This window comes from uncultured Duncaniella sp., assembly GCF_910577345.1.
Classification (GTDB): domain Bacteria; phylum Bacteroidota; class Bacteroidia; order Bacteroidales; family Muribaculaceae; genus Duncaniella.
This window is the reverse complement of record NZ_CAJTMT010000003.1, coordinates 59,844-71,434: the sequence shown is the minus strand read 5'-3', so window position 1 is coordinate 71,434 and position 11,591 is coordinate 59,844. Positions and strand designations below refer to the sequence as shown.

Here is an 11,591-nt window from a genome sequence, read left to right as displayed (position 1 = left end):
GTTACTAATGCAAAGATAGGGATTTTTTTTGCCAATCCCAATCTTTTTGCTGTTCTTTTAGCAAAATTATGCTTGTTTTGCGTTCGGGCGCGATTCTTTGCCCTCCGGTTAATCATAGTTAATGACTTTGGAGGGTGGGATAGAGGTGATGATAGCCGACGGGAGGACAAGCACCAGTGAGGCTACCACTATGATAGAGATGTTGAGGATGAGCAATGCCGGGATTGAAAGCAGCATCGGGACATGGTCAAGATAATAGGCCTCGGGATTGAGCGGAATGATGCGGGTGCTGTCCTGGATGACGATCAGACACACGCTGACTGCGTTGCCTATCAGAAGCCCTGCAGCAAGAATGCGCAATGTGAGGTAGATGAACGCCCGGCGGATAAGGCCGTCGGTAGCTCCGAGGGCTTTGAGTATGCCGATCATGTTAACTCTCCGTAATATTAATATGTATAGGGAGGAGACGAGTGTCAGGCATGTCAGCAGTGCCATCAGTGTGAGGATGACCACCACATTGGTGTCAAGCAGGGCAAGCCAGTTGAAATACAGTGCGGCAGACGTATGGACATCGGTGACTGAGTAGAGTGTGCTGATTTTGCCGGTATACAGTTCTTCGAGAAGTGCTGCCGACAGTTCTCTTCCGCAATCGGCAATCTCACGGTCTGACTTCAGCCCATAGATTTCAAGTTGCGTACCTTCGTTTTCGTCAAGACCTGCCAGTCCCGACAGGAGGCCGAGGGTGCTGAAAATATAATTGTCGTCATACTCTCCGAAATGTGTGTCGTAGACAGCCGCGATTTTAAGCCTGCGTGTGCGGTAGCTTCCGTCTCCGAGAAAATAGGCATCAATCTTGTCGCCGAGTTTCGCATCAAGGTCTTTGGCGAGATTGCGGGAAATGATGATATGATAGAGGGTGGAATCGGCCCTGAAATCCGGGATTTCCCCCTCGACGAGATTTTCCCTGACGAATTCCCAGTCATAGTCGCGGCTCATTCCCTTGACCACCGCGCCTGAAAAATCCGCAGGGGTTTTCAGTATCACGGGCTGACGGATGGTCAGTGCCGAAGAGGCTTCCGGCGGAAGGACTTTGAGTGCATTCCGGAGTTCGCTCAATTCCACGAGCTTTGTCCCGGTATTGCTGTCCGCACCGTGGACCGTGACGGTGAGCTGCGAGTCGAACCCCATGATTTTGCGCCGGATTTCCTCTTTGAAACCCATCATTACGGCTATTGATATTAGCATCACGACCACCGACAGCGCAATGCCGGTGACGGCTATCACAACGCCGGTCTGCATCTTTCCGGATGCAGACCGCAGCGTGAGACGGTTGGCTATGAAAAGGGCAAGTGACATGACGGGGGACAAAGTTAGGGATTTTTATTGACTTTTCATCGTTTTTGTCCCTGCATCATATCGGGTTTGTCAGAACAGCAGGGCTATGCGGTAGACGATAAAGGCCACCACCCATGCAAGCAGAGTGTTGTAGATGATGGAGAAGAGTCCGTAGCGCGGATTGCCTGTCTCCTTGATGATGGCCGTGATTGTGGCGATACACGGGCAGTAGAGCAACACGAATACCATGAAGCTGAGTGCGGCAGCCGCTGTGAAATCCGGTTTGCCGGTAATCGGGTTGGGAGCTGTCAGGCGGGCAGAGAGTGTCTGCTCCGAGGCCTCTTCATCTCCGGTGTAGAGCACTCCGAGGGTCGACACGACGATTTCCTTAGCCGGAACGCCTGCGAGTGCGGCTACCGATGCGCGCCAATGGAAACCGAGAGGTTCAAGAATAGGGTTGATTGCCTTTCCGGCCATTTCAAGGTAGCTGTCCTTTGAAGTATCGATTGCCGAGTCGTCCGCGAGGGTGATTTCAGTATCTTCAACCGAGGCATCCTCGTCGTGCATCGGGAAGTAGTTGAGGGCCCAGACGATGACGCTTGCCACGAGTATGATTCCACCCATCTTCTTAAGGTATTGCTCACCCTTGCCCCACATGTGGCGCAGGGTTGCCTTGAGGGTCGGGACGCGGTATGGCGGAAGCTCCATGACGAAGGGGGTCACATCCTCACCGAAGTAGAATCTGCGCAGCAGACGGGCCGTGACTCCTGCCATGAGGATTCCGAGCAGATAGATGCACATGAACACCAATGTGGCGTGTTCCGGGAAGAAGGTGCCGATAAGCAATACATATATCGGGAGTCGGGCCGAACAACTGATGAACGGATTTATAAGTATGGTGATTATACGGCTCGAACGGCTTTCAATTGAGCGTGACGCCATGATTGAGGGGACGGTGCAGCCGAAACCCATCACCAGCGGGATGAAGGATTTGCCGTGAAGTCCCAGACGGTGCATCACCTTGTCCATGATGAAAGCCGCACGGGCCATGTAGCCGGAGTCCTCCATGAAGGAGATACACAGATATAATATAAGGATATTGGGTAGGAAGACGATGACGCCGCCGACACCGCCGATGATACCGTCGGCAATGAGGTCTTTCACTGCTCCGTCGGGCAGATATTCGCGGGTCAGGTCGCCGAGCCATCCGACTAATGATTCAATCCACTCCATCGGGTAGGAGCCGAGTTGGAAGGTGGCCCAGAATATCACGAACATTATCCCAAGGAATATTGGGAAGCCAAACAGGCGGTTGGTGACGATGGTGTCGATTATTTTGGTCGAATTTATCTCTTCCTTTTCGGTTGTCACCATTGTTTCAGCGAGCGCACCGGCGATGAAGCCGTATTTCGCGTTCGCTATTGACATGTTTATGTCGTCGTTGGACTTGGGCTGGTGTTCGAGCAGGCTGTCGCGGAGCTCGATAATCTCTTTTCCTTCCGGCAGCTCACGGATGCTTTCCTCTACCTGAGAGTCCTTTTCGAGTAGTTTGATGGCAAGATAGCGTGGCGAGAAGTGCAGCCCGACATGCGGATTCGCCTTCAGCATGTCCTTGATTTGGGTGACGGCTTTCTCGATGTCATTGCCGAGATTGACATGGATGTGGCGCACCGAAGGCTCCGTTCCCTCATAGACGCGGATGACCGTGTCGAGAAGTTCGTTGACTCCGCGACCTGTACGGGCGGCGGTCGGGATGATGGGCACACCAATCATCTCGCCGAGCATTTTGCAATCAAGTTCCACGCCCGCGCGCTCAAGCTCATCAGCCATGTTGAGGGCGATGACCATGCTTCGGTCCATATCGATAAGCTCGGTAGTGAGATAGAGGTTGCGTTCGAGATTTGAACCGTCGACCACATTTATTATCACGTCGGGAGTCTCATCCTGCAGATAGCGGCGGACATATAGCTCCTCCGGAGAATATGATGCGAGGGAATATGTGCCGGGGAGGTCAATTATATTAATCCTGAATCCTTTGTATTTGACACTTCCGGCCTTGGCATCGACAGTCACACCGCTGTAGTTCCCGACATGTTCGCGGGCGCCTGACACGATGTTGAAAAGCGAAGTCTTTCCGCAGTTCGGATTTCCGATGAGGGCCACGTTTATGGTACGTTGGTGACCGCTATCGGCTTTTGCCTGATTTACCGGCTGGGCGGATATGTCTGAGTCCGGTGACTTGTTTGTGTGTTTGGAGTTGAGCGAGGCCTCTTCGGGCGCTTCATCGACCGAAACCTCGACGAGCTCTGCTTCCGAACGGCGCAGCGAGACCTCGTAGTCCATAATCTGATATTTTACAGGGTCGCGGAGGGGGGCGTCGAGCAACACGCGGATCTTGCGCCCTCTCACAAATCCCATTTCGAGCATTCTTTTTCTGAAGGCTCCGTGGCCTACTATTTTGACAACTGTGGCTTCCTGGCCCGGTTTTAAATCTGAAAGTCTCGTTAGCATTGATTCTTTATAGGCAAAATTTGACCGCAAACTTACACATTATTTATATAATTGGAAATACCTAAAAGTAGTGATTTTTTGCGAGGCGTTTCTGTGACTCTTTCAAAATCTCGCTGCGGTGGGCAATATTATCGGATTATTCAAGTTATAATGAATGTAACCCACCACCTAAAAATCTTGTACATACATGATTTCTATCAAGCATATCGTAGCTTTGGCCGTCGTTGGATCCTGTGGCTCTCTGGCAACCTTCGCTCAAAAAAATGAATTCAATCCGATTCAGACAGGTGTCAACTCGCTCGGAATTGCCCCCGATGCGCGTGGCGCTTCAATGGGCGATCTCGGTGCCGCGACTGATCCTGATGCGAACAGCCAGTTCTGGAATCCATCGAAATACGCCTTTGCCTATTCCCGTGGAGCGGTGTCGCTGAGCTATACCCCTTGGCTCCGCAAGCTCGTCAATGATATTTTTCTTGCGAATGTTGCCGGATACTGGAAAATCGGCTCTGAGGACAATCAGGCAGTCTCGGCCTCACTCCGTTATTTTTCACTTGGCGAGGTCACTGACGATAACAGTGGACTTGGCATTCAGACTGTCAATCCCTACGAGATGAGCTTCGACATCGGCTATTCCCGTAAGCTGTCCGAAAAGTTCTCGATGGGTATTGTGTTCCGCTACATCTATTCCGATCTCAGCTTCAGCGACAGCTATGCGAGTGATCAGTCAACCGGTGCATCGGCCTTTTCTGCCGACATTTCAGGTTACTATACCACTTATCCGATAATCGGTCGGAACGAGTGTCAATGGTCGTGGGGTTTCGACATCTCGAATATCGGATCTAAGGTGAATTACAACCACGGCGACAATCCTGCCTTCCTCCCGACCAACCTCCGTATCGGTACCTCGTTCACGTTCCCGCTTGCCGATTACCATAATCTCTCTCTCAACCTTGACCTCAACAAGCTCCTTGTTCCGTCGATGCCACGCCGTGTCGACTACGGAGAAGGCTCGGAAGGGGAGTTTGATTATCTGAAAGCCTACGAGGATTGGCAGAATATGTCGTCCATCACCGGTATATTCAAGTCCTTTTCGGATGCTCCCGGTGGCATGAAGGAGGAGCTGCGCGAAATTTCTTATTCGCTTGGTGCCGAGTATAACTACAACGACCAGTTCTTCCTCCGTGGCGGTTACTATTATCAGAATCCGACCAAGGGCAATCTCCAGTATTTCGCGCTTGGAGCCGGCTTTGCACTTAACGTGCTGCGCCTCGATGCGAGCTATATGGTGGCGACCGCCCAGAATTCCCCGCTTGACCAGACTCTCCGCTTTACACTCACATTTGACATGGATGGCCTGAAAGAAATTTTCGGCCGCAAATAACACCTAATATATATTATGGTACGAACCGGTTTGGGCTATGATGTCCATCGTCTTGTCGAGGATCGCGATCTGATTCTCTGCGGCGTGAAAATCCCCTACGAAAAAGGTTTGCTCGGTCACAGCGATGCCGATGTGGCTCTCCATGCTCTGTCCGATGCGCTTCTCGGAGCTGCTGCCATGCGTGACATAGGTTATCATTTCCCCGATACCGCTGCGGAGTACAAAGGCGCCGATTCGCGTGTGCTTCTGCGCCGGGTGGTCGAGCTGATAGGCGGGAAGTCCTACAGTATAAATAATGTGGATGTGACCATCATCGCCCAGCGCCCGAAGTTGCTCACTTTTATTCCGCAGATGATCGAGAATATAGCCTCTGATTTGCAGATACCTGTGGACTGTGTGTCTGTAAAGGCTACCACGACCGAAAAGCTTGGCTTTGAGGGTAGGGGTGAGGGTATCTCTGCCATGGCCGTGGCAACTTTGACAGATCCCTCCCGTTGAGGAGCGTTAAAGTCGTTTGGCATTTGAAAAAAAATGCCTAAATTTGCATCTGTATGCAACAGATGACCCGTAGACAATGGCTGTTTAGAGTGGGGAGTGCGGCGCTTGTGCCTGCATTCCTTTCTTCATGTCGTCCCGAAATCTCGCGCGATGTCGAGGCTGTCGGGAAGCGTTTCGCCGATGCTTATACCCCTGTGAAGACCAACGGATGTGTGGCCTGCGACAATTGTATGCCCTGTCCGTATAATATCGACATTCCCTCAAACCTGCTTTTCGTCGACCGCGCTCATGAGGAGGACTGGATGCCCGGTGCGCTCGACGACCCTGATTTCTCAGAGAAAGGGACGAAGTTTCTTGCACGTTATGAGGATTCGATTCCAGATGTCGCGCAGACCCAGCGCTGCATCGCTTGCGGTGAATGTCTCGGGACCTGTCCTGTCGGGATCAATATCCCTGAACAGATGTCGGAAATAACGGCGCTCACTGACGTGTTGCGCGATTTACGTTGTCAACAATTGTAACGATTATGGCTGTAGGTTCCCTCTTGCGGTTGGTCCGTATTCTGGTGGCGATTGTTGTTCTCGCTGTTTTTGTAGGCCTTTTTGCAGATTTCGGCATGACTATCCCGTCGGTGGCTGCATGGCTTGTCCATGTGCAGTTCCTTCCGGCTGCGATGTCGTTTGCGATAGCCACATTCGTGATATGGCTGATTGTCACTCTTGTTTTTGGCCGTATCTATTGTTCAACTGTCTGCCCGCTCGGAGTTTTTCAGGATATATGTGCCCGTCTCCCGCGTCTTGGCCGTCGTGTGCGTCCGCGTTGGCATTACCACTACAGCGCTCCATTCACGCGTCTTCGTGCCATAATGCTTTTCCTTGTGGCATTGTCGATTGTCCTTGGCATCTCGGCGTTGTCATCGTTGCTTGACCCTTATAGTATCTTCGGACGCTTCGGGCTCTATGTCATAAAGCCTCTTTGGGCTTCAATATTGAATCTGTGGGGAACCACACCGCAGTTGCGTTTCGGTGTAGCCTCCCTGGCCGGAATGCTTGTTTCGGTTTTGACAATGGTGATAATCGGGGCAATCGCCTTCCGCAACGGGCGCACGTTCTGCAACACCGTATGTCCGGTTGGCACGACCCTCAGTTTCATCTCCCGTTATTCCATCTTCCGCATCGACATTAACACCGACCGTTGCATCCAGTGTCGGCGCTGTGAGCATCGCTGCAAGGCTTCGTGCATTGACCTGACGAGCCATGTGGTCGACACGTCGCGTTGCGTGGTCTGTTTCGACTGCCTCACCGATTGCCCCAATGATGCCATAAGCTACACCTACAACCGCCATCAGCTTTCTATCCCGCTTATGCAAAGGGTCAAAGGCCCTGTCGCCGGGTCGGCTGCCGGAATGGGTAGCGGTCACCTTGATGCCACTCACACCAAAAATTCCTCCTCTGCATCAGCCTCGGCTGACCGCAAGCCGCTTGACCGTCGCCGTTTCCTCATGGCAGGAGCTGTAGTTGCAGCTGCACCGGCTGTCGCGCAGGTCGCGGGTGCTGTCGACAAGCTCGATAAGATGCAATCTTCCCCACGTCATCGCGGTCTGCTTCCCGTCACTCCTCCGGGCATACGTTCCCGTCGGGAGTTTCTTGACCGTTGCACGGCTTGCGGGCTTTGTGTTGACCGCTGTCCGCAGAAAGTGATTAAGGTCGCGCTGAAGGAATATGGTTTGCTCCGCGCTCTCCATCCGGTGATGGACTATGATGAGTCATGGTGTATCTATAACTGTACTCTTTGCACCAACCTTTGCCCGACAGGAGCCTTGCATCCGCTCACCGTCGCTGAGAAACTCCGTTCGTCCACTGGGCAGGCATACACCGACAAGTCATATTGCATATCCTATACTCAGGGCGTGAAGTGCGGTGCTTGTTCGCGCCGTTGTCCCACCGGAGCTATCACCATGACCGCTCCCGACAGTGACGGCAAGGGGCCATATCCGGTTGTCGACCCGAAGAAATGTATTGGCTGTGGTGCCTGTCAGTACGTCTGTCCCTCAAAACCGAAAGCTATAAAGGTCGGAGGACTTGCCTGACGTATTCCGATGACTCACTCGTAAAGAAAACATCATTATAATCATAAATATTCCAGGATTTCGATGAAGCAATATCTTGAACTGCTCGACAAGATTATGACCGAAGGCGTGGACCGAGGCGATCGTACCGGCACCGGCACACGAAGCATTTTCGGCTATCAGATGCGTTTTGATCTCAGCGAAGGTTTCCCCTTGCTGACCACAAAGAAACTTCATTTGAAATCAATCATCCATGAACTCCTCTGGTTTCTCAAGGGTGACACCAATGTGAAGTATCTTCAGGACAACGGTGTCCGTATCTGGAACGAATGGGCATCTCCGGAAGGTGAGCTTGGCCCGGTGTACGGCTATCAGTGGCGTTCATGGCCGGATTACAACGGAGGCCATATCGACCAGATTTCAGAGGTCATAAAGACCATCAAGGAGAATCCGGAGTCGCGTCGCATAATTGTCAGTGCATGGAATGTAGCCTCAGTTCCCGACATGGCTCTTCCTCCCTGCCATCTGTTGTTTCAGTTCTATGTTGCCGACGGCCGATTGTCGCTGATGCTCTATCAGCGCAGCGCCGACTGCTTCCTCGGTGTGCCATTCAATATTGCCTCCTACGCTCTGCTTCTCATGATGGTCGCGCAGGTAACAGGCTTGAAACCGGGTGAATTCATCCATACCCTTGGCGATACGCATATCTATCACAATCATTTCGACCAGGTGAGGACTCAGCTTGCCCGCACTCCCGGCAAACTCCCCGTCATGCACCTCAATCCGGAAGTGAAGGATATTTTTGATTTCAAGTATGAAGATTTCGAGTTGCGCGACTATGAGGCGCAGCCCCATATCAAAGCAACAGTAGCCGTATGACGACAGCTCACTCCACGAATCCGCAGGTGACCATAATCGTCGCCACTACACGCAATTTTGCCATTGGCCGCAGAGGCGACCTCCTGTTTCATATCAGCGACGATCTCAAGCGGTTCAAAGCTTTGACGATGGGACATCCAATCATCATGGGTCGCAAGACATTCGAATCATTTCCGAAGGGCGCACTTCCCGGCCGTCGTAACATTGTCGTGACCCGCAATCCGGATTATACTGCCCCCGGCATTGAAACCGCAAAATCATTAGAGGAGGCCCTCGCGATGTGCGGGACCTCCTCGGAATGTTTTGTGATAGGCGGTGGTGAGATCTATTCTCAAGCTCTCCCGCTTGCCTCTAAGATTGAATTGACGTTGATTGACTGTAGTGTGGAGGATGCCGACACCTTTTTCCCGGTCCTGTCGTCGGATGAATGGACTCTTCCACTCACACCCTCCTTCGACCGCACCGATCCCCAAACCGGCACCCCCTACACCTTCCTTACATTGAATAGAAGATAGGGAATAGAAGATAGAGAATAGTATATAGGGATAAAATAGAAAACAAGGATAGGATAATAGTTAAGGAAAATGTAAAAGTTATTAGGCTTATTGGCCTTATTGGCCCTATTAGTCCTATTAGCCCTATTAGTCCTATTAGTCCTATTAGCCTTCTTCTCCCTTATTCTCCCTATTTCCTATACTGCGCCAGCATCGGCACCGGGAACTTCGAGAAAAGTGTCTGGACAGCCTCAGCTATCCCTTTCAGATTCCTGAACTGTGAATCACCATTGTCCAGAATAGTCCCGACAGAAGCCGAGAACAGTGGAGTTTTACTGTCAATATTGACCATGTCCATTGTCAATACTCCTTCGCGGTATATACCGGTGACGACTTGGGCATTCGCATAGTCCACAGGCCAGTAATTGTTTCGCGGATACATGAACCACGGCGACATGCCGTTATATGGAGGTCCCCATACGTTTACAGGTGGTGGGACCGGTCCGTGATGCATCGGTGGAATCGGGGGTGCTGGTGGAAGCGGTGCAGCCGGAGGAGTTGGCGGGAGCAGAGGCGCTGTTGCAAGTTCCTTCTTGATGGTCAGGCCGATGTTGATGAGTAGGGGCGAATTCGGATCTTCGGTGAATCCTCGTTCCACCATCTGTTCGCGGATGGCGGCGGCGATGTTGTAGTATGTCACCATCTCCATTCCGGGAGGCAGTTTCCCCTCGTCAGGCGTGACAATCCTGAAAGTGGTATAGGCTCTCAGATTTGCGTCATTGTAGGTCGTGCTTGTGACGAGATTGTACGGACTGCAAGCCGTCAGCAATGCTGCCATCAGCACGATTAATCCTATTAACTTTTTCATAGTTAAAACATTAATTAGAGAATGAATATGTAAATAAAACGTTGTTTTTTACTAAAAGGTTGGTTATTTGGCTTTTTAAACGTCTAAAATTTGCTTAATTCGGTCATAAACTTTAAATTTGAACTTCGAAACTACAGTTTTGTTAATTTGTTTGTACGATACTTAACAAAGTAAAATTCAACCGGCATGAGCCGGAGCGGTTACACCTAATCTTCTTACCCTAAACCTAATGTATAATGGATTCTATTACCGACCTTTTTAACGACATGCTCCACCATTGTGGAAGCACTGACATTGCCGAGGCGGAATTTAAAAAACTTATTCATGAGGACCCTGAGTTGAGGGCCCGCTATCGCGAATGGTGCGATGAGGTGGGCAGTTCCGAAAAGCGGGGTTTCCTCGATTATTGTGAAGAGTATTTTGATTCCCAGGACTCGATCTGGGACAATCTGAAAGATGATTACGAAGATGAATGAATCAAACTCCTTTCCCTCTCTCCGCCGTTTCCCTGCCGAATGGGAGCGTCATGATTGCGTTCTGCTCGCGTGGCCGCATGAGGAGACGGATTGGAACTATATTCTTCCGGATGCACGCCGTTGCATCGCGGAGATTGTAAAGGCGCTTTCCGTAGATGAGTGCGTTATGCTCGTCGGTCCGGCTGAACTTTGTCTGCCCTCCATCCGTGAGCAGGGTTTTGACCCGAAGCGCGTGAAGTTTGTGGATATGCCCACTAACGACACATGGGCGCGTGATTTCGGCGCTCTTACTGTTGAAGTCGACGGCTCTCTGCGTCTTCTGGATTTCAAATTCAATGGCTGGGGATTGAAATTTGCAGCCGACAAGGACAATCTCATTTCCTCACGTCTTGCCGGACTCGGCCATTTCGCCGCTCCGATGGAAAACCGTCTGAATTTTGTCCTTGAAGGGGGTTCGATTGAATCGGACGGGGAGGGGACGCTCCTCACCACTGCCGAATGTCTCCTCTCACCAAACCGTAACGGTCAATGGGGTCGAGAGGAAATCTCCGCTTACCTTGCGGAGGCTTTCGGCTTCACCCATCAGCTCTTCCTCTATCATGGCGCTCTTATCGGCGATGATACCGACAGTCATATCGACACTCTTGCGCGTCTCGCTCCCCACGATACCATCCTCTACTGTGGCGCCGGTGAGCCTGAAAATCCCAATCATGCTGAATTGTTGAAGATGCAGGAGGAACTGACGACTCTGCGCACTCCCGCCGGTATGCCCTACAATCTCATAGAGCTTCCTCTCCCCGACAAAATAGAGATTGACGGCGAGGTGCTTCCCGCCACCTACGCGAATTTCCTCATCACCCCTACACGCATCCTCCTGCCTGTCTACGGTCAGCCCCGCAAGGATTTCCTTGCCGCGCAGACATTGAAAATCGCTTTCCCCGACCATGAGGTCGTGGCGATTGACTGCACTCCGCTCATCCGTCAGCACGGTTCGCTCCATTGCGTGACCATGCAGTTCCCCGTCGGTGCGGTCGCAGGCATAGAAAACGGTGTGTGGATTGAAAACAACTCTCTCGATTGA

General features: G+C 51.6%; 11 protein-coding genes. 8 read left to right on the top strand and 3 right to left on the bottom strand.

Annotation, left to right across the window (positions count from 1 at the left end):
* Positions 1–108: 108 nt before the first annotated feature.
* Together QZ310_RS02290 and feoB are read right to left on the bottom strand one after the other, a co-directional pair.
* Entirely contained in the window at positions 109–1,356 is a 1,248-nt protein-coding gene (locus tag QZ310_RS02290) for an FtsX-like permease family protein (RefSeq protein ID WP_297069954.1), read from the bottom strand.
* A gap of 69 nt (positions 1,357–1,425) precedes the next feature.
* Positions 1,426–3,846, bottom strand: a complete 2,421-nt coding sequence (gene feoB, locus QZ310_RS02285; protein WP_297069951.1) for a ferrous iron transport protein B — start codon at positions 3,844–3,846, stop codon at positions 1,426–1,428.
* Positions 3,847–4,033: 187 nt separating this feature from the next.
* Here feoB and porV point away from each other — a divergent pair, with 187 nt between their 5' ends.
* The 6 genes from porV to QZ310_RS02255 all read left to right on the top strand — a co-directional run bounded on the left by porV (position 4,034) and on the right by QZ310_RS02255 (position 9,187).
* Complete coding sequence (porV, locus tag QZ310_RS02280; RefSeq protein WP_297069949.1) at positions 4,034–5,227, top strand: type IX secretion system outer membrane channel protein PorV; 1,194 nt, start codon at positions 4,034–4,036, stop codon at positions 5,225–5,227.
* 12 nt (positions 5,228–5,239) lie between these two features.
* The gene (gene ispF, locus QZ310_RS02275; protein ID WP_297070138.1) at positions 5,240–5,725 is read left to right on the top strand and encodes a 2-C-methyl-D-erythritol 2,4-cyclodiphosphate synthase; all 486 of its coding nucleotides are present in this window, start codon (positions 5,240–5,242) and stop codon (positions 5,723–5,725) included.
* 62 nt (positions 5,726–5,787) lie between these two features.
* Positions 5,788–6,246: a 4Fe-4S dicluster domain-containing protein gene (locus tag QZ310_RS02270; protein ID WP_297069948.1), complete on the top strand. Its 459-nt coding sequence runs from the start codon at positions 5,788–5,790 to the stop codon at positions 6,244–6,246.
* 5 nt (positions 6,247–6,251) lie between these two features.
* Entirely contained in the window at positions 6,252–7,814 is a 1,563-nt protein-coding gene (locus tag QZ310_RS02265; RefSeq protein ID WP_297069946.1) for a 4Fe-4S binding protein, read from the top strand.
* Between the two features lie 63 nt (positions 7,815–7,877).
* Complete coding sequence (locus QZ310_RS02260; RefSeq protein WP_297069944.1) at positions 7,878–8,672, top strand: thymidylate synthase; 795 nt, start codon at positions 7,878–7,880, stop codon at positions 8,670–8,672.
* Positions 8,669–9,187 (top strand): dihydrofolate reductase, encoded by a 519-nt coding sequence (locus QZ310_RS02255; protein ID WP_297069941.1) that lies wholly within the window; start codon positions 8,669–8,671, stop codon positions 9,185–9,187. The genes QZ310_RS02260 and QZ310_RS02255 overlap by 4 nt, the downstream gene beginning before the upstream one ends.
* A 169-nt stretch (positions 9,188–9,356) precedes the next feature.
* Here the strand turns inward: QZ310_RS02255 and QZ310_RS02250 are convergent, their stop codons facing one another.
* Complete coding sequence (locus QZ310_RS02250; protein WP_297069939.1) at positions 9,357–10,034, bottom strand: DUF4136 domain-containing protein; 678 nt, start codon at positions 10,032–10,034, stop codon at positions 9,357–9,359.
* 236 nt (positions 10,035–10,270) lie between these two features.
* On the opposite strand from QZ310_RS02250, the gene QZ310_RS02245 reads away from it, so the two are divergent.
* Both QZ310_RS02245 and QZ310_RS02240 read left to right on the top strand, forming a co-directional pair.
* Positions 10,271–10,510: a hypothetical protein gene (locus tag QZ310_RS02245; protein ID WP_297069937.1), complete on the top strand. Its 240-nt coding sequence runs from the start codon at positions 10,271–10,273 to the stop codon at positions 10,508–10,510.
* Positions 10,503–11,591, top strand: a complete 1,089-nt coding sequence (locus QZ310_RS02240) for an agmatine deiminase family protein (RefSeq protein ID WP_297069935.1) — start codon at positions 10,503–10,505, stop codon at positions 11,589–11,591. Before QZ310_RS02245 ends, QZ310_RS02240 begins: the two co-directional genes overlap by 8 nt.

Bases quoted from the DNA above. Each gene is read 5' to 3' on its own strand.
- QZ310_RS02290 (WP_297069954.1), bottom strand. From the start codon at position 1,356: ATGTCACTTGCCCTTTTCATAGCCAACCGTCTCACGCTGCGGTCTGCA.
- feoB (WP_297069951.1), bottom strand. From the start codon at position 3,846: ATGCTAACGAGACTTTCAGATTTAAAACCGGGCCAGGAAGCCACAGTT.
- porV (WP_297069949.1), top strand. From the start codon at position 4,034: ATGATTTCTATCAAGCATATCGTAGCTTTGGCCGTCGTTGGATCCTGT.
- QZ310_RS02270 (WP_297069948.1), top strand. From the start codon at position 5,788: ATGACCCGTAGACAATGGCTGTTTAGAGTGGGGAGTGCGGCGCTTGTG.
- QZ310_RS02265 (WP_297069946.1), top strand. From the start codon at position 6,252: ATGGCTGTAGGTTCCCTCTTGCGGTTGGTCCGTATTCTGGTGGCGATT.
- QZ310_RS02260 (WP_297069944.1), top strand. From the start codon at position 7,878: ATGAAGCAATATCTTGAACTGCTCGACAAGATTATGACCGAAGGCGTG.
- QZ310_RS02255 (WP_297069941.1), top strand. From the start codon at position 8,669: ATGACGACAGCTCACTCCACGAATCCGCAGGTGACCATAATCGTCGCC.
- QZ310_RS02250 (WP_297069939.1), bottom strand. From the start codon at position 10,034: ATGAAAAAGTTAATAGGATTAATCGTGCTGATGGCAGCATTGCTGACG.
- QZ310_RS02245 (WP_297069937.1), top strand. From the start codon at position 10,271: ATGGATTCTATTACCGACCTTTTTAACGACATGCTCCACCATTGTGGA.
- QZ310_RS02240 (WP_297069935.1), top strand. From the start codon at position 10,503: ATGAATGAATCAAACTCCTTTCCCTCTCTCCGCCGTTTCCCTGCCGAA.